Raw genomic sequence first — 22107 nt, 5'->3', positions numbered from 1 at the left:
CCAGGCAACTCGGGGCGGCGACTACTTCGCCGATCCCAAAACCGGGCCGACGTCCACTCGATGACGGTAGATGAATCGAGTGATGGCCCGGATCTTTCTATCGGTAATGGCTTCCCCGAAGACATCTGCGGCTTCGGCAAGACTCGTGAATCGAGGCTGACTGGCGGTACACGCCGAGTAGAGCTCGGCGGCGATATCGAAAGACGCCTCGGCAGGCGTGGCCGGGTGACCGCTGACGGAATGGATCATGACGCGTCGCATCGGTCCTTCCAGCCGATCCCGAAACTGGCCGGGGCTGCGTAACGGAACGTGATAGACGCAGGCCCCGCTCTTTTCGACGAACGCCAAGGCCTCGGGCTCCGGCAGAATGGGGACATCCTTCTCCCCCGCGAACGCCTGGTGATAGGCCATGTGCACGCGCGTGCCGGGGCGCTTGCGAAACAGCACCTTGTGACGACTGTTCTGACGGCTGTCGACGCAGAGATACTCTCCCTCGAGAAACTGACCGCTCAGATCCCGTTCCTCGTAGTGGCGACGCTTGGGTATCAGGTTGAGCCAGGGCAGCGGAAAGCACTCACCTGTCGTTCCGTGGATCACCCTGTCTGGCAACTCGGCGGCGAACGCGGAGAAGAACGCGCCTATCGACGGGTACGGCCCCAACGAAAGAAACTCGTCGGCATCGAAGCAGTAGACGAAGTTTTCCATCTTGGGATCGACGAACAATGACAACGCCCGGTTGACGTAAAACGCCTTGCGCCTGCCGAAATGGCCACGGCTCTCCAGCTCGACCAGATTGACTTCCAGGCCAGGAAAATCCTGGCGTAGCTTATCGACGCACTGGCGCAGAAAGTCGTGTTCCAGATAGCTGATGACAATCAAACGCTGGAACCCCAGGCGGGCATGATGCAGCAGCGATGACCAGACGATGTCACTCTCGCCACGCACCATGGTGAGGGCGGTAAAACAGATGTTCATCGTGGCGCGGATATCCGCGCGCATTGGATCGGCTGTCACGCATCCCCCTCGACCACTAAATTGATAACCATCACGTCCAGGATTCCCGGCGCCCTTTACCACGGCTTCTGTCGTCGCACGGCGCCGGCCATCGGTAGCGGATGACTCGGCCCGTCGAAGACAGATCAACTGCGAGATTTCTTGTTGCCAACCCGACACCAGGTGTCGGCCAGGCGCTCGAATCAGCCAGTGCCATCACTCGCCAATGAATGGATTTCGGCCCACTTCGTTGATCAAGCGGCCCCACTTGAGAATTTCCATTTCATCCAGCGCATCCGCGCCGTGCAGTACTGCCGGGAATCCCAACGCCGCCCACTTATCCATCGGATGCAGGATATGGAACGTCGTCAGCCCGAGGTCGCCGGGCATCTGGGCGTCAGCCACCACGTTGTCGCCGATGTGCAGATGGCGATCGATACCTTCGTTGGCGAGATCCTGCTTCACCTTGCGCCACATCGATCCGTTGTCCTTGCGCAGCTGCTCTTCGCTCGACACCATCAACCGATAGGCCGCCGCAATACCGGCCTTGCGCAGCATCAGTCCCACCTGTTCGCGGTTGTAGTAGGTGTCGGAGATGACCCAGAGAATGTGGCCGTGTGCGGCGAGATGGTTGAACAGCTCGACCATTTCGTCCTTGGGCTGAATCATCTCGAGATCGAGTTCGTACTCGAGTTCCATCCATTCCTGAGCCGCTTCGGAATCCACATTCAGCTGATCTGCCAGCTCGTCGTAGATGGCCTCGATGCGAACGTCACCCTGATAATTGGCCCGCTGGCGCAGCGTCGATTCGGCATCGTTGCGCAGCTTGACGAATGCCTGGGCGGAGCTGACGAATCCCTGCTCGGCCAGCATTTTTCCCAGCTTCAGCTTGGCGTAATCGGGCACGGTGAACTCACGGCGAACCAGCGTATCGAAGACATCGAAACTGATGCAGGCATGCGCCTGGATACTGGCGATGTGTTGCTCCAGCCGACCGTGATAGCTCGCGGTGATGTAGCCGTTATCCGTCGTAAACTGGCCGGTAGGCGGGTAATAAAACAGCTGCTTGTAGCCGAGATTCTCGGCCAGCGGGCCGAGAATTCGCTCGAGCGCGTGAAGCATCGAGTTGTCGTTGGGCAACGGCTCTTCCGGGAAGTCCTCATAGGACCATGTCTGATCCAGCACCCCCTTCATGGCTCCGGGGCGAGACCAGAACATCCCCCCTGCGGGATAGCTCAGGAACTCGGGGACGTGTTTCAGCCCCAGCTTCTGCTGCCATTCGCGCATGAAGCCCTTGTTCATGGTCTGATGATTGACCCAGGAAGGCATCATCCAGAACGTGGTCGGGTAGTAGAGCCCCAACGATTCATCAGCCGCGTAGGCATTCAACAGGCGCGTAATGACCGAAGTGTCGCGCAGCAAATATTCGATCAGATACTCTGCCCACTGGGTCTGTTCCTTGCCCGAATAGAGCGACTTTTTGGAGTGCAGATGACAGAACAGATCGTAGCCCTGTAGCGCCTGACCATACTCCACCAGGGCCGGACCGAAATTTCGCCCGCGGTTAGGCACTACACGAGTCTCCAGCTTGCCAACACGCGCATGCTTGCCGAACACTTCCTGAGCATGTGTTTCGAAGCTGGCGTCCGCCAGCGTCAGATAGACATCCACGACCACCGGGAACTGCTCGATCGCCTTGGCAAACCGATCGAGGAAGTCGACGTAGAAAACATGTAGGCAGAGCGCGACTTTCAGCTCGCTAGCCGCCTGGGTCAGCGTGTTGCCGGACTCGATGATCTCCCGGGGATACCAGCGTACTGACGCAGGTACATGTTTGCGATTTTCGCTGCGTCCATGCAGCAGATAATGCTGTAGCGGACTCTGCTGAGCATGGAAGACATCGATATACATCCGATGATAGGTCTCGCTATCGAAGCGTGGTGACGGGTTCACCGGGGCAAAGCGGGACTTACGAATATAGTCATCGAAGGCTTCGCGTTGCGTCGAGAAGCGTAAACCGTAGGTAGCCTGGTACCACTTGGGATCGAACAACCCCGTGCCGAGCGCGTCCATGAACGCCTGCCCCATCATGGCAGCGTGGGCACTACCATTACCGGCTGTCTCCCCTAAGGGCATATCCGCTACCCGTAACCCTCGATCCGACCCAGACTGGACGCGACTCATTTCCCCGTCGGCCGGACCCTCGCTGACTACCAGACCTCTGTCGAATGCTCTTCCAGGATGATTCGTCTCATCATCATCCCCCTCAGCTTCGACTGCGATTTCTTCCGCAGTCAGAGAATCGTCATGAGTTGCAAGGATTTGTCCAGCGGGCGTGGTTAGTAAGAGCGCGGCGGCTTCATGGATAGCAGGTTCATCCTCAGCTGCACCATTATTCACGCCCATAATCCCGTCGTTGGCAATATTGTCCTTTTCGATAGTTGCATCTTCACTGTCGGCCGCAGTAGCCTCGATCTTCGCATCATCCTCAGCTGCATCGATATTTACGCCTATGATGTCGTCATTGGCGGCTCGTTCTTTTCCGATGACGACATTATCCGTGTCGGCCATATCGCTTTCAGACAACGGTTGGTCTTTGGCTACATCGCCAACCGCAACCATCGTGTCATCGTTATCAGGATGCATCTTTTCGGTAGCTGATGTTTCGCCTTCGAGGGCCTTACTGCCAACGAATGTTCTACACTCGGCGGCAGGTGAATTATCGTTCGCAGCGGCGTCCGAGATAACACCGGCATCAGTCAAAGTGACGAAGCTATGACTATCGATGTGCGGTTCTTGACGGTCTTCTTCCTCAGTGTCTAGGTCTGGTCGGGTTTGGGGTGTGACGATATTGTCATCCATCCCCAAGACTTCTTCGGCAGCCAGCCTTTTCCTGCGGGCTTCACTGGCGATCTGGGTCTGAAATAGCCACGGTAGTAGCGACATCATTTTTCCCGTTGGTTTCATGTGGGCCCCCGCCTATTGATTTATATTGCGAACATTTGCATCGGGCTGACCATACCGTTACCGGCGATATCGTCATCGACGTTAAAAAGGTGCCGTACATCATGAGGAATGCAGTTGGGGCGAGTGGCAAAGACTTCATAGAGATCCTGCACATCTTCGCTCGTGTAATTCACACCATGACGTCGACACATCAGGACATGATCGATTGCACCATCGAAGACCGTTTTCAGATCCTGAAAGTGGCGCTGGGTTGCCGCTTCACGCCCATAGAAATATTCGAATTCCCGATTGCTTTTCTGGCGAATATCGACCATCTGTCCGTGAGGCGCAGTCAACAGACATTCGAAAAGCAGAGAGCGGTCGAGCATGGTACAGCCGTCGCGCCATCCGACTCCCTCATGAAAAACACCCTTCAACAGTGCATGGTGATCGCTGATCGCCGAGTCACCCGGCTTGGTCGCGATGAAATAGAGACCGGTCGTATCCCGTTTCAGAATATGGGTCAGAATTTTCTGAATCGTGCCGGAGTAACCCAGATCCAGCATCAGGGGCCGCTTGTCGGGGTCCATCAAGCCACTTCGGCTCAAATAGGCAACCAATGACCGATATGTCGGAGAAACGACGCTTTTCAAGGCATTGAAGTGTGGCGTCAGCCATTGCAGAACCAGGTCCCGGTCCTTGGGTAGCTCGCAGTTGAAGCGAAGAAGCTCGAACGGCAATGCCGAAAAGATTTCATGCAGCTGGAGACCGAACCGTTTTCGCATGAGGTCCAGTATGCTGCCCGCAAAGTCATTGCTCAGCGCCATCGGCATGATCGTCTCCGACCCCAGCATGGCGCGGAAAAGCAGCGTCCGGGACACCCGTAGATAGACAGGGTTATGCTGTAGATCGATCGACGATTCACGCTGCAAGCGAGTCAGCAGACGATGGAAGCACCACCCCTCACGCGCCAGACAGACAGGCAGGTGGCCGTCGGATTCCGCTTCAATGGATTCGGCATACACGTGCAGCGCGGGCCCAAGAAAGGTTGCCCCGAACTCATGTAGTGCTCGATTCTTGGCTTGCATGATGACGCCTCGTCGATATGTTATTGGCCACGAATCGTGACGTTTCTTTATTCATTTCGGCGCGTCTGACGGGGAGCCGAAGATTTCATCTTTTTCATGGTGTCGATACGACGAACAGCAGGCTGACTAAAACGACGACATTCCTATCGGCCGTTCAATCGCTGGGCTCTTAAATACCGTTCAATCGCTTGGCTCTTGAATCAAGTAGCGTTTAAACTAAAAATTTTACAAACACTATTCCTGTCATAATCTTCATCATGACAGTCGATCTTGCTAACGGCGCGGCTAACGACATGCGTGTCTACAAAACCCAGTATCGATCAATCAATCGAAAAACTGACCAACAAATGAACCCTGAGGCTTGAAGTGTCGCAGAATAACGACATGACATCGCTACAATGTTGCGGAACCATGACAGCCCACACTTTCCCCGCCGTTAACTTCAGCGTGTCAAATACTTTCGACTTTCAACACCTTCCAATCGACGATCGCAGTTTATTGCTAGACTTTAGTCAGGTTAATCGCGACCCGGCTTTTGGTGAAGATGAATTTACTCATCGATATTCACCATCCAGCAATCCACTCATTAAAAATCGACGATCAATATCAGATATCTCATAATCGACAGTATTAAAAACAGTAAATAGAGATATTCCGATAATAAAGCGCCGTAGAAAATCGACGATGCGTTTTCCAGCGGGGATTCGGAACGAGCGTCAGCGAAGAGTCACTCAGCGACGAGTTTCAGTCGAGGAAACGAGCGTCTTGCCACGGCCGACGGCGTAGTAGTCGACACCGGCGGCGGACATCGCTTCCGGATCGAACAGATTTCGGCCGTCGACCACGATCGGAAAGGTCAACTGCGCACGGATCCATTCGGCATCGAGTGTGCGGAACTCTTTCCATTCCGTGCAGACCACCAGCGCGTCGGCTCGCTTGACGGCCTGAATACGGTCTGCCACCAGCACCAGGTCGTCACGCTCACCGTAGATCCGACGACACTCTTTCATCGCCTCGGGATCGTAGGCTTGTACCGTGGCACCGTGCGCCCATAGCGCTTCCATCAGCGTCCGACTCGGCGCGTCGCGCATGTCATCGGTTTCCGGCTTGAACGCCAGCCCCCAGACCGCGATCGTCTTGCCTTCCAGCTCCCCGCCCAGGGCATGGGAAAGCTTCTCGAACAGCGTCGACTTCTGACGTTTGTTGACCGCTTCGACCGCCTGGAGCAGCTCGGCTTCGTAACCGACCTTGCTGGCAGTACGAGCCAACGCCTGGACGTCCTTCGGGAAGCAGGAGCCGCCATAGCCGCAGCCTGGGTAGATGAAGTGGTAGCCGATTCGAGGATCCGAGCCGATGCCGCGACGAACGTCCTCGATATCTGCCCCCAGACGCTCCGCCAGGTTGGCAATTTCGTTCATGAAGCTGATCTTGGTCGCCAGCATTGCGTTGGCAGCGTACTTGGTCAGCTCCGCCGCCCTGACGCTCATGAACATCAGCTTCTCGCGGTTGCGGTTGTAGGGCGCGTAACATTCACGCATCAGGTCGCTGACGCGATCCGAGTCGGTGCCGACAACGATACGAGCGCCTCGAGTGAAGTCCTCCAGAGCCGAGCCCTCTTTGAGGAACTCGGGGTTGGAACAGACATCGAACGAGAGTTCGATGGCGCGTTCCGCAAGGATGCCTGCAATACGGTCGTGGACCTTGTCGGCGGTACCGACCGGGACGGTCGACTTGTCGATGACGACCTTGTAAGCATTCATGTACTGGCCAATGGTGGCGGCCACCGCGAGCACATATTGCAGATCGGCGCTGCCGTCCTCATCCGGCGGGGTCCCAACGGCAATGAACTGGAGGGCCCCATGCGCGACTGCCATTTCAGCGTCGACCGTGAATCGCAGTCGCTGGGCTTCCACGTTGCGAAGCACCATCGACTCGAGGCCGGGTTCATAGATCGGGATCTCTCCCTGAACCAGGCGATCGATCTTGTTCTGATCGATATCGACACAGACCACGTCGTGGCCAACATCCGCCAGACAGGCGCCGGTAACCAGGCCCACATAGCCGGTACCGAAAACGGTGATCTTCATCCGAGAAACTCCCAAGAGTGTGCGATGCTGCCTGCGGGGCAGCTCAGAAAGTCGAGATGGCAAGACCGGATGGCCTGACGCCTGATAGCGAGTACCCAAGAGCCCGAATCCCGTCGAGACGAACGCTCAGGTGAGCGCTCGATGGAAATCCAGGCTGACTGACGCCTAGGCAAACGTCGCCGCGTCAGCCAGAGAACTCCCCTGCTCGTCCTTGTCGGACGTCATCGGTCTGTCGCCAACCAATGGCCAGTCGATGGCCAGCTGCGGATCGTTCCAGTGCAGGCTGTATTCGTCGCCCGGCGCATAGTAGTCCGTGCATTTGTACTGGAACTCGGCGACGTCGCTGGTCACGTAGAAGCCATGAGCGAATCCTGGCGGCACCCATAACATCTGGCGATTGTCTTCATTCAGCAGCGCTCCGACCCATTGGCCGAAAGTGGCTGAGCTGCGCCTCATGTCGACCGCGACGTCGTAGACCTCGCCTCGAGTGACCCGCACGAGCTTCCCTTGGGGCCGTTGCAGCTGATAATGCAGGCCCCGCAGAATGCCTTGGCCGGACTTGCTGTGGTTGTCCTGTACGAAGGTGCAGTCGCCGCAGTGCTCGATGAACTCGCTGTGACGAAACGTTTCGAGGAAGAACCCGCGCTCGTCGCCAAAGGTTCGGGGCGTCATCAGCACGACGTCAGGGATGGCCAATTTTTCGTAATTCATGTCATTCGTTCCTTAGACTACGATGGGGCGCGTCGGGTTACTGACCGCCAACGGCTGCCGCTTTCGCTACCGTCGCTCCACGTCGCGAGTCCTCCAGGCGCTCCAGCAGATACTGGCCGTACCCGGTTTTCTTGAGCGCGTTGCCGCGTTCGGCCAGTGTCGCGTCATCGATCCAGCCCTGATTCCAGGCAATCTCTTCCAGACAGGCAACCTTGAGCCCCTGACGGTGCTCGATCGTCTGCACGTACTGACCCGCCTCCAGCAGACTGTCGTGGGTCCCGGTATCGAGCCAGGCGAAGCCGCGGCCCAGCCGCTCGACGCGCAGATCGCCACGCTCGAGGTAGGCGTTATTGATACTGGTGATCTCCAGCTCGCCGCGCTCGGACGGTTTGACCCGATGGGCGATCTCGACCACATCGTTGTCGTAGAAGTAGAGACCGGTGACCGCATAGGGCGATTTCGGCTTGATCGGCTTCTCTTCGATCGATAGCGCCTTGCCCGAGGCGTCGAAATCCACCACCCCGAAGCGCTCCGGATCCTTGACCAGATAGCCGAACACCGTCGCCCCTTTTTTCGCTTCCGAGGCCCGGGTCAACTGCTCCGTGAAGTGCTGTCCATGGAAGAGATTATCTCCCAGCACCAGGCACACGGAGTCGCTGCCGATGAACGACTCGCCGATCAGAAACGCCTGGGCCAGGCCATCGGGCGACGGCTGCTCGGCATATTCGAAGCGCACCCCGAATTGGGTGCCATCACCCAGCAGATACCGATACTGCGGCAGATCGGACGGTGTCGAGATGATCAGAATCTCGCGGATTCCGGCCAGCATCAGCACCGAAATCGGATAGTAGATCATCGGCTTGTCGTAGACCGGCAGCAGCTGCTTGGAGATGCCCTGCGTGATCGGGTGAAGCCGTGTGCCGGAACCGCCGGCCAGAATGATGCCCTTACGTGCCATGGTTAAGCTCCTATTCGATGCCAGGATCGATTCAGATGTTAGATAACGGTATAATTAGAGAATTTCCCGCACGAGAGGCCTCTACTCGGCTTCGAGCAGCTCCGCCAGCGTCAGCTCCAGCTGGGACTCCCAGTCCGGCAGCGTGATGCCGAGCGCCTGTTCGAGTTTCTCCAGCGCCAGGCGCGAATTGAGCGGCCGTCGCGCCGGTGTGGGGTAATTGGCGGTCGGAATCGAAACCACCCGATCCGGCTGTACCCGCAACGTCTCCCCGAAGGCTTCGGCCTGGCGAAAGATCGTCTGAGCGAAGCCGTGCCAGCTGGTTTCGCCACGTGGCGCGAGGTGGTAGAGGCCGGAGGCCAGGCGGCCTTCCATCCGTGCCCTCACCGCCAGCAACGTGACCTCCGCGATCAGCCGCGCTGGCGTCGGCGCGCCGATCTGGTCGCCAACGATGCTAAGCGCCTCGCGTTCCCGGGCCAGGCGCAGCATGGTTTTCAGGAAGTTGTGGCCGCGGGCGCTGTAGACCCAACTGGTGCGAAAGATCAGCGCGTCGGCACCGCTGGCCAGTATCGCCTCGTCACCCGCCAGCTTGCTCTGGCCATAAATGGAGAGCGGACCCGTCTCGCTGCTCTCGAGCCACGGCTTTTCTCCATCGCCGGGATAGACGTAGTCAGACGAGTAATGCACGAGCCGCGCCGAGGTCGATGCGCAGTAATCGGCCAGTTGCGCCGGCAGCGCCGCATTCAACCGGAAGGCCTCGTCACGCGAACTTTCGGCCGCATCCACGGCAGTCCAGGCAGCGGCATTGGCGATGAGGCTGGGCTGTAGCGAGTCCAGCAATCGAGCCACGGCACCGGCATCCTGCAGATCCAGCGATCGGCGACCGGGAGAGACACATTTCCCGAGCGGAGCCAACGCCCGCTGCAGCTCGTGACCGACCTGACCGTTGCCGCCCAGAATCAGGATGGTCATGCGGTCACCCCCAGTCGCTCGCCCTGGTAGCTGCCGTTCTGCACACGTAGCCACCACACCTCGTTCTCGAGGAACCAGCACACGGTCTTGCGCATGCCGCTTTCGAAGGTTTCCCGGGGGGTCCAGCCCAGCTCCCGTTGAATCTTGGACGCATCGATCGCATAGCGTTGATCGTGTCCCGGCCGATCGGCAACGAAAGTGATCAGATCCCGGTAGTTTTCGACGCCAGGGGGCTTGCGCGGCGCGAGTTCCTCGAGCAGGTCGCAGATCGTCTCGACGACCTCGAGATTCTGCTTCTCGTTATGGCCGCCAATGTTGTAGGTCTCGCCGATCTTGCCTTCACAGGCGACCTGAACCAGCGCCCGCGCATGGTCCTCGACGAACAGCCAGTCGCGAACCTGCTTGCCATCGCCGTAGACCGGCAACGACTGCCCCGCCAGCGCGCTGAGGATCATCAGCGGAATCAGCTTTTCCGGAAAATGGAACGGCCCGTAATTGTTGGAGCAGTTGGTCACCAGGGTCGGCAGACCAAAGGTCCGATTCCAGGCGCGCACCAGGTGATCGGAACTGGCCTTGCTGGCCGAATAGGGCGAGCTCGGCGCGTACGGTGTCGTCTCGGTGAACAGGTCGTCGACGCCGTGCAGATCGCCGTAGACCTCATCGGTGGAGATATGATGAAACCGGAAATTCGCCGCTTTCTGCGGCGCGCTGTCCTGAAGCCCTTTCCAGTAGACGCGCGCCGCCTCCAGCAAGGTATAGGTGCCGACGATGTTGGTCTCGATGAACGCCGCAGGCCCATCGATGGAGCGATCGACATGGCTCTCAGCCGCCAGGTGCATGACCACATCCGGCTGATACTCGCGAAAGATTCTGGCCATCGCCGCCGCATCGCAGATGTCGGCCAGACGAAACTCGTAGCGCTCGTCGCTATCGACGCGAGCCAGCGATTCCGGGTTGCCCGCATAGGTCAGGTTGTCGACGTTGACCACGCGATGTGGCGTTTTTTCGATCAATTCGCGCACCACTGCCGAACCGATGAATCCGGCTCCCCCTGTCACTAGGAATGTCATGCTCATGGTATTTCCCCCGTCGAAACTACTGTTGATAGCGCCACGACCCATAGTGGGTTTGTCGTGCAACGCTCATTGCTGGATCGATGGCGAACGTCAGTCGCGATGGTCTTTCACGATCAGGATCAGCATGTTGATGATCAGCGTGATGAATAGCGCGATCACCGCGAAAACCACCGAGTTGTAGACGCGCTCCGGCTGCTCGGCATATTCCGGCATCGTCGGCGTCTGCAGCACGGAAACCTGCTTCAACTTGCGGGCAGCCTCGATACGGGTGGTTTCGAGTGCCCCCAGCGCCCCGGAGTAGCTCTCCTGAGCGAACTGGGCGCGCAGCATCAAGGTCTGGTATTTCGAGGAAATGCTGTTGAGCGCGTCACCCGACTGGCGGGCCAGCCGCTCCTGCTCCTGCACGATCTGATCGTTGAGCGCCTTGATCTCGCTGCTGACGCGCACGATTTCCGGAGAACGAACGCTCTGGAAGCTTGCCAGGGCACTCTTGCGCGCCTTGGCGACCGCGAGCTGTCCTTCCAGGGTCGAAACCACCGAGCTCAGGCTCTCCACCGTGCCCGTCGGCGAGACCAGGCCATTGGAGTTCTGGTAATCGACCAGCGCGTCTCGGGTCTGCTGGAACTTGTCTTCCAACAGCGAAACCTGCTGTTCGAGAAAGCGCACCTGCTCTTCCGCCAGCCGCTGTCCCATCAGGTTCATGTGGCGTTCGCCCTCTTCCAGCAGCAGCTGCGCAATCTTGTTGGCTTCCTGCGGGGTAAAGGCTTCGACGTCGATCCGCAATACGCCGGCGTAGTCGTCCAGCTCCACCGATATCCGCGAAAGGAAGTAGTCGTGCAGCTCCTCTAGCGGTGCGTTCTCGTCGCTAAGCGCGCTGAAGAGATCGGCGCCGGAGTTGGCGTAGTGATTGCGGAAATCCGCCTCATCGACGAGCAGTTTCAGCATGTCGACGGAGCGCATGTAATCGCGCAGCAGCAGCATGTCCGCGAGATTGCTGGAAGAGCCGCCGCTCAACAGCGAACTCACGCTCAAGGTCGGCGAAGCGAGCTGGGGGCTTTCCAGTACCACGTTGGTATGAGAGACATAACGGTCGCTGGCCCATAGCGCCCAGTAGAGTGAGACGACGACGATCGCGATGAAGCACACGATCCAGTGGAATGACTTGCGTAACCGGGATGACTTATGGGTATGAGCTGACTTGTTCATGGCCGACCTGTCTTTTTCGGAGTCTTTTTCGGGGTCTTGTTCGGCGTCTGTGTCGTAGGCGCTGTCGTTCGATTACGAGGTTTGGGCGTGGGCCTGGGCTTCGCTTGCGCCTGGAACTGCTGTACATAGCGGCGCGCTTCATGCATGCGCTCGCGGGCTTCTTCCATGCGCCAGCGCAGGGTGTCATCCGGATCGTTGCGAGCGGGATCGTCGCTGGCGATCTGGTAGTCGAGACGCACCTGCTCGAATTCGCGATTGGCCTGCATCAGCGCCTGCTTCGCTTCGGAGAGCGATTGGGGCACGATCGGCGGCGCGGTCTTCTTGCCATCAGTCGCTTCGTGATAAGCGCCGATCGCATCCTCGATATCGTCGAACCATTGCGCCTGCCCTTTCTCCAGCACGATGCCGGCCTCGCAGAACTCCCGCAGGACCCCCTCGCCGTGGGAGACCATGATCAGACTGGCCTTGCCGATACGATCCTTGAATGCCTTCTGAGCCTTGGCCTTGAACGCGCGATCACCGACCGCGGTCGCCTCATCCGAGAGGTAGACATCGAAATCGAAGGCCAGCGACAGGCCGAATGCCAGGCGCGAACGCATCCCCGACGAATAGGTCTTGACCGGCTCGTCGAAGGCACTGCCGATCTCGGCAAAGGCCTCGACCTCCTCGATCACCCGTTCGATTTCTTCCTCCGCCCCGTGGATACGGGCCACGAACTTGACGTTCTGGCGACCGGTCATCGATCCCTGAAAACCGCCGGCCAGACCGATCGGCCAGGAAACCCGACTGTTGCGGATGATGTCGCCGCGATCCGGTGAGTCCATCCCGCCGATCAGCCGCAGCAGGGTCGACTTGCCGGCGCCGTTGCGGCCCAGAAGCCCTACGCTGACACCGGAGGGGATGGTCAGGTTGATGTCCTTGAGCACCCATTGGCTGCCGTGATGATTGTGGTAGCGCTTGTAGAGATTGCGGATCTCGATCATGTGGGCAGATCTCCTAGTGCGCTTTCAGCTGATCGCGAAAACGCAGGTGAAGGACCAGCCCCAGCGAAATCGACGCCAGCGCCCAGAGCCACAGGTAAGTCATATCGATACCGCCGATCGTGTGGTAGCCGGCGAAGAAGTTCAGCCGCATGCTCTCCAGACCGTGCACGATCGGATTCAGCAGCAGATATTCCCGATACTGATGGGGCACGTAGAGCACCGGCAGAATGACCCCGGAAAGCAACAGCAACGGCAGGTTGAGAATGCGTGCGATCTTGCCGATTTCCGGCACCAGATCGCCCAGCACCGACAGCGTCAGCCCGAATCCCCAGCCCAGCGCCCATAGAGACATCCAGTCCATCATCGCGCCGACCGGGTAGTCCGGCATCAGCTCGAACTTGAGCAGGCTGCCGATGGTGATGAACAGGATGAAGATCAGCGACTTGAGCATGCCTTCGAGGAAGCAGCGCACCAGCACCGGATCGATCGGCTTGACCTGGCGATAGGCGAATAGCCCGCGATTGGCCTCGACCGCGCCGATCGAACGCATCATGTTCTCGCGAAACAACATGAAGCCCATCAGCCCGACCACCATCCAGGCGACGTAGTCGGCGCCGGCGATATGCCGGCCGGACATGAATAGCCCGCGTACCGATACCATCACGCCGATGATCGCCAGCGGCTCGAAGATCATCCAGAACCAGCCCATGCGGTCGGCCATGGTCCGAGAAATCGCCTCACGCATGAACATGGCGAACCAGACGCTTCGGGCGACTCGCCAAGGCGACCGCGAAGGCCCCCCTGGAGGTCCTGCGAAACCCGGCCCGGGAAACCCCGGCGGGAAGCCCGGTGGTAAAAGCCCCGATCGTGAAGAATCTATAGCCATGACGGAGTCCCCCCGAAGGTGCCGCGGAAACCCTGTCCCGCAGCAAGGGCGCGGCAGGACCGCGGATCGAGCGCGCTCATAGATCCAGCGCTATTTTGGTGGCCACGGCGACCTGATAGAGGATCTGGGTAATGCTGGTGGCCAGTTCGATGTTGCTGGTCGGCGCCGCGGGCAGAACGATGATTTCGTCGCCGGCACGCATGCGGGTCTGATCGGCCTTGATGACGGCACCATTGCGGTGAACGACCAGCACCTGCCCCTCGTCGGCGCGGGGCGTGAATCCGCCAGCCTGCTGGATGTAGTCCTCGGCGCTCATGCCCGCCGTATAGACCATCGCCTGAGGAATGATGACTTCGCCGCTCAGCAGCACAGAGTCCGAACTCTCGGGGATCGTGATGACGTCGCCATCCTGCAGCCGAATATTGGCGACATTGCCGTCGCGAGCGACGACCAGACGGCCGGTCGGTTTGACCTGAGAGGCCTTCTGCACGAACCGCTGGATCAGTTCGGCCTGACGAACCTGGATCTCCCCTTCCTTGGCAGTACGCGCCGGATAGCCGAGATAGGTGGTTTCGAGGCGCCGCAGACTGTCCTTCAGCGATTGCGCCTGCTGCTCAGCCACGCTGATGCGGCGGATGGAAACATCCTGGTAGCTGGTCATGCCCTGCGGCACGCTGACCGCGTCGAGGAATTCACCCAGCTTGGCGTCGCGGGGCAACGCGTATCGCGACGGCCCGTAGTAACTTCCTTCCACCTGAACCACGATGGTCTCGTCACGCTGATCGGCGCTGAACATCACTTCATCGCCACGACGAACTTCGGCACTTCGAAAGTCGGCCAGTGGCAGATAACGGGAGATCGGCCCCGAGGAACGACTGCCACGCAGCAGCACGTGCGAGACGCCGGATTTCAAGCGAGCCAGATTGATCACGTCCTGCCCGGTCAGCGCATCGCCAAGCAGTTCGTAGCGATAGCTTTTCTGTACAGCGCCGACGACGCTGATGGCAGGACCGCGCTCCTCGACCACGATGGTGTCGCCGTCGCGAAACTGGGGCCGAGCGATATCGCCGTTGATCAGAAAGTCATAGAGATCGACGGAATCGACGACCTGGCTTCCCCGCTTGATCACGACCTGACGATAGCTGCCCAGGGCCTGATCGATACCGCCCGCCTGATCGAGGAAGTAGAGCACCGAATCATTGGGCGTTCCGGAGTAGCGCCCGGGATTCAAGACGTAACCCGTGACGAAGACCCCCACCGGCTGCACGCCCTGGAGGTTGGTGTAGACGCTGACGTTTTCCGGGTAGACCGACTTGATCGCTCCGCGCACCTTGGCATTGAGCTGGGCGTTGGATATTCCCTGAACCTGCAACGGCCCGATTCGTGGCAGGAAGATGTTGCCCTGAGCATCCACGGCCAGCACGCGATCGATCTCGACCCCGCCCCAGACCCGAATCGTGATCTGGTCGCCGGGCTTGATCAGATAGTCGGCATTGAGGCCATCGGCCATCATGCCGCGGAAGCCGCCGCTGAAAAGATTCTCGCCGAACGGGGGCAGATTCTCGGGGTCGACTACGGCTTGCGACCGAGGATCGACTGATCCATTCGGATCGACGGGGCCATAGGTTCCGCTGTTCCAATCCGCTCTCGGCGAGGCCTCGGCACCCTGGGCATCGTCGGACTGCGAGGTCAACGCCTGGGCCTCCTGGTCGCCGCCAAGCAACGAGCTACTGCTCAGCCCGATCGCCTGCGCGTGAGCAAAGTTGGCGCTCAAGCACGCTACCGCCACCAGGCACACGGCCCGGAAAATCATTGCTGCCCGCTTCATGATGTTTCCCTTTCTCACGTTTTCAGGCCATCGAACGTCGGATTTCGGTAACTGAGATCCGCTTGAATGCCTTTAATGGCACTCAGTGATTCGTTGGCAGATAGGTCGTTCCGGCATCGGGAACGACGGCTTTCGACGGCTTCGTCGAGGACATGTCCGACTGCGCGTCGGCATCGATCCTCAGCGAATGATTTCCGTCACCAATCGCTGCGCATACCATCCCTTTTCCGGCACCAGGCAGGTCACTTCGCCTACCGGCAGACCGGCCGGTGCCGTATTGCGTGTCACGTCGAGGAGCAGGCAGCGCCGACCGCTTGCCGAGAAATAGCGCTCCCGGGCGTGTATCGAGACGTTGGCACCCCAGGGTGAAGTGGCCATCGTGGTGACGCTGCCAGGCGCGGCACGATCGAGAAAGCTGGCGAGCGGACCGCTTACCGGCGTTGCGCCATCCATGGGCATCGCCGCCATCGAGTCACCGTGTTGCTGTGACGTGGCACACCCCGAAACGGCGGCGAGTGCCAACGTCAAAGCCATCCACCGGGTTACGGACTTCCTGCTGATGACCTGCTCTTTTTCCTGTCTCATCGCGACCACCCTTCCCCTCGATTTCTCGCGCGTTATCGCCGAGAACCTAGCCTGATATGTGTCTGTAGCGCCCAACGTCGTTGCCGCCTTTTCCACGTGAACTTCTCTTCCTGACGTGAACTTCTCTTTCTGAAATGTCGAATTCCGGATATTGATGACCGCTAGATAATTCGGTGGCGACGCAGCGCCACGATGAGACGTCTGACGGTTTCCTCGAGATCACAGGCGGAGGTATCGATTTCGATTTCCGGTGACTCGGGAGCTTCGTAAGGTGAGCTGATACCGGTGAACTGCTGAATCTCGCCGCGGCGGGCCTTCCGATAAAGCCCTTTGGGATCCCGGCGCTCGCAAACCGAAAGCGGGGTATTGACGAAGACCTCGATGAACTCGCCGGCTTCGACCATGCGGCGAACCTCGAGACGATCTTCACGAAACGGCGAGATGAACGAGACCAGCGTGAGCATCCCCGAGTCGACCATCAGCTTGGCCACCTCGCCGATGCGCCGAATGTTCTCCTGACGATCCGCATTGCTGAAACCGAGGTCACGGCAAAGACCGTGGCGAACGTTGTCGCCGTCCAGCAGGTAGGTGTTGTGGCCCATGCCGAAGAGCTGCCGCTCCAGCGCATCCGCAACGGTGGATTTGCCTGCGCCGGAGAGCCCGGTGAACCAGATGATGCTCGGCTTCTGACGATTGCGCTCTGCGCGCCGGTGCTTGGTGACGGCCATGTCGTGCCAGACCACATGGCCCGAATTCAGTACGTCGGCCACCATGCCGGCGCCCACGGTCAGGTTGCTCAGCTTGTCGATGAAGATGAAGTTTCCGGTCTCGGGCGAGTGCTGATAGCGATCCAGCACCAGCGGCTCGGCAACCTCGATCTGACAGCGGGCGATGGCGTTGAGCGGCAACGTCTCGGTCGGGTGGTGCTCGAGGGTGTTGACGTCGACCTGATAGAGAAAACGAACGACGCGTCCCGGCACGACGCGCGCGCCGGCCTTGAATTCGTACTCGTGCCCCACTGCCAGTGGCGTCTCGTGCATCCACACCACGTCGGCGACGAAAGCGGTACAGGGCTCGATGTCGCTGTTGGCCGCGACCAGAACGTCCCCGCGCGAGACATCGATCTCATCTTGCAGCGTGAGCGTGACCGACTGCCCCGCATACGCCACGTCCAGATCGCCGTCATTGGTGACGATTCGAGCGACGCTAGAGCGCTTGCCGGAAGGCTCGACTCGAATGTCGGCACCCACCTCGACGGCACCGGCGGCCAACGTCCCGCAGTAGCCGCGGAAGTTGGGATTGGGCCGGTTGACGTACTGCACCGGAAAGCGCAGCTCGTGCAGGCTGCGCGCCGACAGCACCTCGATCTGCTCGAGCTGGGCCAGTAACGGCGGCTCGTCGAACCAGCTCATATGCGGGCTCGAGTTGACCACGTTGTCGCCATCCAGTGCCGATATCGGCAGATAGCGAACGTCGGAAACGCCCAGCTGACTGACGAAGCCGCGGTAGTCGGCAACGATCTCCTGGAATCGCGCCTGGGAGTAGCCGACCAGATCCATCTTGTTGATCGCAATCACGAAATGCCGGATACCGAGCAGATCGCAGATGAAGCTGTGTCGGCGCGTCTGCACCTGCACCCCGAAGCGGGCATCGATCAGAATGACGGCCAGATCGGCGGTAGACGCCCCGGTTGCCATGTTGCGGGTGTACTGCTCATGGCCAGGCGTATCGGCGATGATGAACTTGCGCTTGTCGGTGGAAAAAAACCGATAGGCGACATCGATGGTGATGCCCTGCTCTCTTTCTGCCTGCAGTCCATCGACCAGCAAAGCGAGGTCCAGCTCGCCGCCGAGGTGGCCTCGCGACTTCGAATCACGGGTCAGGGCCGCCAGCTGATCATCGAAGATCATCCTGGAGTCATGCAGCAGCCGCCCGATCAGAGTGGACTTGCCGTCATCGACGCTGCCGCAGGTCATGAAGCGCAGCAGATCCTTGCCCTCGTGAGTCTTACTCTCCGGATGCGCGGCGAGATGCCCTTCGAGGTTGGGGGTGAACCGTGCGGAATGAGGGATCATCAGAAATATCCCTCACGCTTTTTCTTCTCCATCGACCCGGCGCCGTCGTGATCGATGGCACGCCCGGAGCGCTCGCTGGTCCGCGTGAGCAGCATTTCCTGAATGATCGAGGGCAAGGTGGTTGCCCGTGATTCGATCGCGCCGGTCAACGGATAACAGCCCAGCGTGCGAAAGCGTACCCAGCGCTCCTCGGGCACTTCCCCGGCCGCGAGCGGCAATCGACCATCGTCGACCATGAGCAACATGCCGCCACGAACCACGGTGGGACGCGGCGCGGCGTAGTAGAGCGGCACGATCGAGATCGACTCGAGACGGATGTACTGCCAGATATCCAGCTCGGTCCAGTTGGAGAGCGGAAACACCCGGATCGATTCGCCCTGGCTTACCTTGCCGTTGTAGAGATTCCACAGTTCCGGGCGCTGCTGCTTGGGATCCCAGCGATGGTTTCTGTCCCGGAACGAATAGACTCTCTCCTTGGCCCGAGAAGCCTCTTCGTCGCGGCGGGCACCACCGAAAGCGGCGTCGAAGCCGTACTGGTTCAACGCCTGCTTGAGTGCCTGGGTCTTCATCACGTCGGTGTATTTGGCACTGCCGTGATCGAACGGATTGATCCCTGCGGCGCGACCTTCCTCGTTGACATGCTCGATCAGTTCCATACCGACCTGAGCCGCCGTCCGATCGCGGAACTCGATCATCTCGCGGAACTTCCAGGTGGTGTTGACATGCAGTAGCGGGAACGGCGGCGTTCCCGGATAGAACGCCTTACGCGCCAGATGCAGCATCACCGAAGAGTCCTTGCCGATCGAATAGAGCATTACCGGGTTGCGGAACTCCGCAACCACCTCCCGGATGATCTGGATCGACTCCGCCTCGAGTTGCCGAAGGTGCATGTGAGCCCTGTGTGTGAGTTCGCGCATAACGTTCCCGTGCAGCCGATCGAGAGTAACGAAACCCGAGTCCTTGGCCCTGAAACGGACCAGACATCAACGATCGTTGCCTTGATTTGTTGTTTCGAGACTCCTTTTCGGTCAAACGAGACCCTCGAGTCAAATATTAAAATCGCCAAAAGTAAGCTCATGTAAATGTCAAAATTCATTTTCGGGGTGCGTCGAATAAAACATTACACGGGAAGGAATCATGCTAAAAAACGGCGAACTAGTACTTTCAGTAAACCATTGTTTTTATTGATTATATTCGATAGAAACCCCGTCTAGAAAATGCTAATCGGACGTCATTAACGACGTTCAATAAAACCATCAAAGGGAAATGTTAAGCGCCTGAAATCGCTCTCCCTCCTGTTTTTAGAGACAAAGGCGAGGAAATAAATACATCGCCCGCACCGGGAAAAGTGTGAATTTGTTAATACCGTAAACATCGATTTTTCTATGAGAAAAGTTTGCTTACATTTGCCGCATTCACTACTCACCTAACAATTGCGAATGTGATCACGACATGTCTGCTCTTATCATTTCGCTACAGCGCAAAAGCGCTCGCCCACCCTGGTATGCGGTACACTGCGCATTCGATTGCCTAAAGCGGCAGACTTGAGTAGCTTTGGCGCCTTTTCACATTCACGGCGCGTCGGGCCTTCGGCCCAGGAATAGCGATGCCGCAATTCTCTTCGACGACGGACCGCATTGGCTTTTCGTGACCCATGCATAACGATTCGACAGTTCTGCGACCGTCCTCCCCGCGTGTGGCCGGCTACCTCTCCAAGGGCCTGGCACGCTGGCACATCATCCGCTGCCTGCTACCGGAATATTCGCGCCAGGTTCGCCTCAAGCCGGGCAGCCGCCAGCCCGTGGATGCCATTCTCGGTTGGGGACTGAAGCCCACATCGACCCGGGCAAGACGCATGGCAGCCCGCCGCGGCTTGCCCTATGTCGCGATCGAGGATGGCTTCCTGCGCTCGCTGGGGCTGGGCGTCCATTACTCCCAGCCCCACAGCCTGGTCGTGGACTACAGCGGTATCTACTACGATGCGACCCGGCCGTCCGATCTGGAAACACTGCTGGCCGAGGCCGTCTTCGAGACCGAGGAATTGGCACGCGCCAGCCAGGCCATGCAGCGTCTGCGCCGGTGTCGTCTGTCGAAGTACAACCATGCGCCGGATCGGCCCCTGCCGACCTCTGATCGGCCGCGGGTTTTGGTCATCGACCAGACCCGCGACGACGCCTCGATTACCCATGGCATGGCCGATGCCAGCTCGTTCAAGCGCATGCTGGAGAGCGCGATCGCCGATCATCCGGACGCCGAAATCCTGATCAAGACCCACCCCGACGTCATCGCCGGGCGCAAGCAGGGGTATCTGACTCAGGCCTCGACACATCCTCGCTGCCGGTTGATCGGCGACGACATCAACCCGTGGGCGCTGATCGACGCTGTCGACGCGGTCTACGTGGTCACCAGTCAGTTGGGATTCGAAGCGTTGATGGCGGAAAAGCCGGTGCACTGTTTCGGTATGCCGTTCTATGCCGGCTGGGGACTGACCTTCGATGAGCTCCACTGCGAACGCCGCCAGCGACAACGCTCGCTGCCGGAACTCTTCGCCGCGGCCTATCTGCGCTACTGCCGCTATGCCAACCCCTACACCGGTCTGCCCTCGACGCTGGAGGCCACCATCGATCTGATCGCCGATCAGAAGCGCCAGCGCGATCGCCTCGCCGGACGCTGGCTGGCAGTCGGCTTTTCCAGCTGGAAGCGGGCTTTCATTACCGATTTTCTCGGTCCGGCGTCGAGCGTGCGCTTCCTTCAGAGCGACCGGCCGCAGCCCCATGAACTCGAGGGTCGCGACAGTCTGGTGGTGTGGGGCCAGAAGGCCACCGATGAGCTCAAGGCGCTATGCCGTCAGCACGGACTCAAACTGTGGCGAATGGAGGATGGGTTCGTGCGCTCGGTCGGGCTAGGGGTCGACCTGACCCGGCCGCTGTCGCTGGCCTTCGATTCACGCGGGCTCTATTACGACGCCAATCATGAAAGCGATCTCGAACGGCTGCTGACGGAGACGGAATTCGAGCCGGCGCTACTGGCGCGCGCCGAGCGCCTGCGCCGACGCCTGACCGAGCTCAAGCTGTCGAAATACAACGTCCGCGGCAAGACGCTACCCACGCTGCCCGAAGGCGTAGCGGGTTCGCGGCCCATCGTGCTGGTCCCGGGCCAGGTCGAAAGCGACGCCTCGATCGCGCATGGCTCCCCCGAAATCAAGACCAACCAGGCGCTGCTCGAAGCCGTCAGGCACAACCGACCCGATGCGTTCATCATCTACAAGCCCCACCCGGATGTGGTCTCCGGCGCGCGGGTCGGTCTGCTCGACAAGCGTGCCAGCGAACTCTATGACCTCGAGCTGGTTCACTACGACATCATCGATCTGATCGAGCTGGCCGACGAGATCCATACCATGTGTTCGCTGACGGGCTTCGAAGGCTTGATGCGCGAGGTGGATGTGCATACCTACGGCCTCCCCTTCTATGCCGGTTGGGGTCTGACGCAGGATCGGCTATCCTCCCCGCGTCGCCAACGACAGCTGACACTGGATGCCCTGATCGCCGGCGCGCTGCTGATCTATCCGACCTATGTCGATCCTCTGAGCGGCGAATTCTGCAATGCCGACACCGCCGTCGAGCTGATGCAACAGCAACGCGATCAGCGCTCGGGCCTGCCCTTTCGTGTGCGTCTGTATCGTCTGTACCGCAACCTGTTCTCCCAAAGGCAATGAA

At 59.3% G+C, this 22107-nt stretch carries 16 protein-coding genes; 1 reads left to right on the top strand and 15 read right to left on the bottom strand.

Features of this window, described 5'->3' with window-relative positions; translation table 11 throughout:
- Positions 1 to 21: 21 nt before the first annotated feature.
- From ACUN9V_RS04300 to cysD, 15 genes are all read right to left on the bottom strand, one after another.
- Positions 22 to 1014 carry a hypothetical protein gene (locus tag ACUN9V_RS04300; RefSeq protein WP_445510468.1) on the bottom strand — a complete coding sequence of 331 codons (993 nt, stop codon included), beginning with the start codon at positions 1012 to 1014 and terminating at the stop codon, positions 22 to 24.
- Between the two features lie 195 nt (positions 1015 to 1209).
- A complete protein-coding gene (locus ACUN9V_RS04295) occupies positions 1210 to 3960 on the bottom strand; it encodes a rhamnan synthesis F family protein (RefSeq protein WP_445510467.1) in 2751 nt (916 codons plus the stop codon).
- Positions 3961 to 3980: 20 nt separating this feature from the next.
- Entirely contained in the window at positions 3981 to 4772 is a 792-nt protein-coding gene (locus ACUN9V_RS04290) for a hypothetical protein (protein WP_445510466.1), read from the bottom strand.
- Between the two features lie 986 nt (positions 4773 to 5758).
- A complete protein-coding gene (locus ACUN9V_RS04285; protein ID WP_445510465.1) occupies positions 5759 to 7114 on the bottom strand; it encodes a UDP-glucose dehydrogenase family protein in 1356 nt (451 codons plus the stop codon).
- Between the two features lie 165 nt (positions 7115 to 7279).
- A complete protein-coding gene (rfbC, locus tag ACUN9V_RS04280) occupies positions 7280 to 7825 on the bottom strand; it encodes a dTDP-4-dehydrorhamnose 3,5-epimerase (protein ID WP_445510464.1) in 546 nt (181 codons plus the stop codon).
- Positions 7826 to 7862: 37 nt separating this feature from the next.
- Entirely contained in the window at positions 7863 to 8783 is a 921-nt protein-coding gene (gene rfbA / locus ACUN9V_RS04275) for a glucose-1-phosphate thymidylyltransferase RfbA (protein WP_075561203.1), read from the bottom strand.
- An 81-nt stretch (positions 8784 to 8864) separates the two neighbouring features.
- Positions 8865 to 9752: a dTDP-4-dehydrorhamnose reductase gene (rfbD, locus tag ACUN9V_RS04270; RefSeq protein WP_445510463.1), complete on the bottom strand. Its 888-nt coding sequence runs from the start codon at positions 9750 to 9752 to the stop codon at positions 8865 to 8867.
- Positions 9749 to 10822 carry a dTDP-glucose 4,6-dehydratase gene (gene rfbB, locus ACUN9V_RS04265; RefSeq protein ID WP_439283652.1) on the bottom strand — a complete coding sequence of 358 codons (1074 nt, stop codon included), beginning with the start codon at positions 10820 to 10822 and terminating at the stop codon, positions 9749 to 9751. Before rfbB ends, rfbD begins: the two co-directional genes overlap by 4 nt.
- A 96-nt stretch (positions 10823 to 10918) precedes the next feature.
- On the bottom strand, positions 10919 to 12034 hold the full coding sequence (locus tag ACUN9V_RS04260; protein WP_445510462.1) for a chain-length determining protein: 1116 nt from the start codon (positions 12032 to 12034) through the stop codon (positions 10919 to 10921).
- On the bottom strand, positions 12031 to 13017 hold the full coding sequence (locus tag ACUN9V_RS04255) for an ABC transporter ATP-binding protein (protein ID WP_110691973.1): 987 nt from the start codon (positions 13015 to 13017) through the stop codon (positions 12031 to 12033). Before ACUN9V_RS04255 ends, ACUN9V_RS04260 begins: the two co-directional genes overlap by 4 nt.
- Positions 13018 to 13030: 13 nt before the next feature.
- Positions 13031 to 13768, bottom strand: coding sequence for an ABC transporter permease (locus ACUN9V_RS04250; RefSeq protein ID WP_075561200.1), 738 nt, complete (start codon positions 13766 to 13768; stop codon positions 13031 to 13033).
- 211 nt (positions 13769 to 13979) lie between these two features.
- On the bottom strand, positions 13980 to 15731 hold the full coding sequence (locus tag ACUN9V_RS04245) for a polysaccharide biosynthesis/export family protein (RefSeq protein WP_245392154.1): 1752 nt from the start codon (positions 15729 to 15731) through the stop codon (positions 13980 to 13982).
- A gap of 180 nt (positions 15732 to 15911) precedes the next feature.
- Positions 15912 to 16316: a DVU3141 family protein gene (locus tag ACUN9V_RS04240; RefSeq protein WP_445510461.1), complete on the bottom strand. Its 405-nt coding sequence runs from the start codon at positions 16314 to 16316 to the stop codon at positions 15912 to 15914.
- Positions 16317 to 16477: 161 nt separating this feature from the next.
- Complete coding sequence (gene cysN / locus ACUN9V_RS04235; protein ID WP_445510460.1) at positions 16478 to 18391, bottom strand: sulfate adenylyltransferase subunit CysN; 1914 nt, start codon at positions 18389 to 18391, stop codon at positions 16478 to 16480.
- Complete coding sequence (cysD, locus tag ACUN9V_RS04230; RefSeq protein WP_083627667.1) at positions 18391 to 19308, bottom strand: sulfate adenylyltransferase subunit CysD; 918 nt, start codon at positions 19306 to 19308, stop codon at positions 18391 to 18393. The genes cysN and cysD overlap by 1 nt, the downstream gene beginning before the upstream one ends.
- 737 nt (positions 19309 to 20045) lie before the next feature.
- Between cysD and ACUN9V_RS04225 the strand changes: the two genes are divergently transcribed.
- Positions 20046 to 22106, top strand: a complete 2061-nt coding sequence (locus ACUN9V_RS04225; RefSeq protein ID WP_445510459.1) for a capsular polysaccharide biosynthesis protein — start codon at positions 20046 to 20048, stop codon at positions 22104 to 22106.
- Position 22107: the final 1 nt, after the last annotated feature.

The sequence above is a fragment of the Salinicola sp. V024 genome (genome assembly GCF_052645315.1).
This window is presented reverse-complemented; position numbering and strand designations above follow the sequence as displayed.

Bases quoted from the DNA above. Each gene is read 5' to 3' on its own strand.
- ACUN9V_RS04225 (WP_445510459.1), top strand. From the start codon at position 20,046: ATGCATAACGATTCGACAGTTCTGCGACCGTCCTCCCCGCGTGTGGCC.
- cysD (WP_083627667.1), bottom strand. From the start codon at position 19,308: ATGCGCGAACTCACACACAGGGCTCACATGCACCTTCGGCAACTCGAG.
- ACUN9V_RS04245 (WP_245392154.1), bottom strand. From the start codon at position 15,731: ATGAAGCGGGCAGCAATGATTTTCCGGGCCGTGTGCCTGGTGGCGGTA.
- ACUN9V_RS04285 (WP_445510465.1), bottom strand. From the start codon at position 7,114: ATGAAGATCACCGTTTTCGGTACCGGCTATGTGGGCCTGGTTACCGGC.
- rfbA (WP_075561203.1), bottom strand. From the start codon at position 8,783: ATGGCACGTAAGGGCATCATTCTGGCCGGCGGTTCCGGCACACGGCTT.
- ACUN9V_RS04240 (WP_445510461.1), bottom strand. From the start codon at position 16,316: ATGAGACAGGAAAAAGAGCAGGTCATCAGCAGGAAGTCCGTAACCCGG.
- rfbD (WP_445510463.1), bottom strand. From the start codon at position 9,752: ATGACCATCCTGATTCTGGGCGGCAACGGTCAGGTCGGTCACGAGCTG.
- ACUN9V_RS04290 (WP_445510466.1), bottom strand. From the start codon at position 4,772: ATGCCGATGGCGCTGAGCAATGACTTTGCGGGCAGCATACTGGACCTC.
- ACUN9V_RS04295 (WP_445510467.1), bottom strand. From the start codon at position 3,960: ATGAAACCAACGGGAAAAATGATGTCGCTACTACCGTGGCTATTTCAG.
- ACUN9V_RS04260 (WP_445510462.1), bottom strand. From the start codon at position 12,034: ATGAACAAGTCAGCTCATACCCATAAGTCATCCCGGTTACGCAAGTCA.
- rfbC (WP_445510464.1), bottom strand. From the start codon at position 7,825: ATGAATTACGAAAAATTGGCCATCCCTGACGTCGTGCTGATGACGCCC.
- ACUN9V_RS04250 (WP_075561200.1), bottom strand. From the start codon at position 13,768: ATGTTCATGCGTGAGGCGATTTCTCGGACCATGGCCGACCGCATGGGC.
- rfbB (WP_439283652.1), bottom strand. From the start codon at position 10,822: ATGACATTCCTAGTGACAGGGGGAGCCGGATTCATCGGTTCGGCAGTG.
- cysN (WP_445510460.1), bottom strand. From the start codon at position 18,391: ATGATCCCTCATTCCGCACGGTTCACCCCCAACCTCGAAGGGCATCTC.
- ACUN9V_RS04255 (WP_110691973.1), bottom strand. From the start codon at position 13,017: ATGATCGAGATCCGCAATCTCTACAAGCGCTACCACAATCATCACGGC.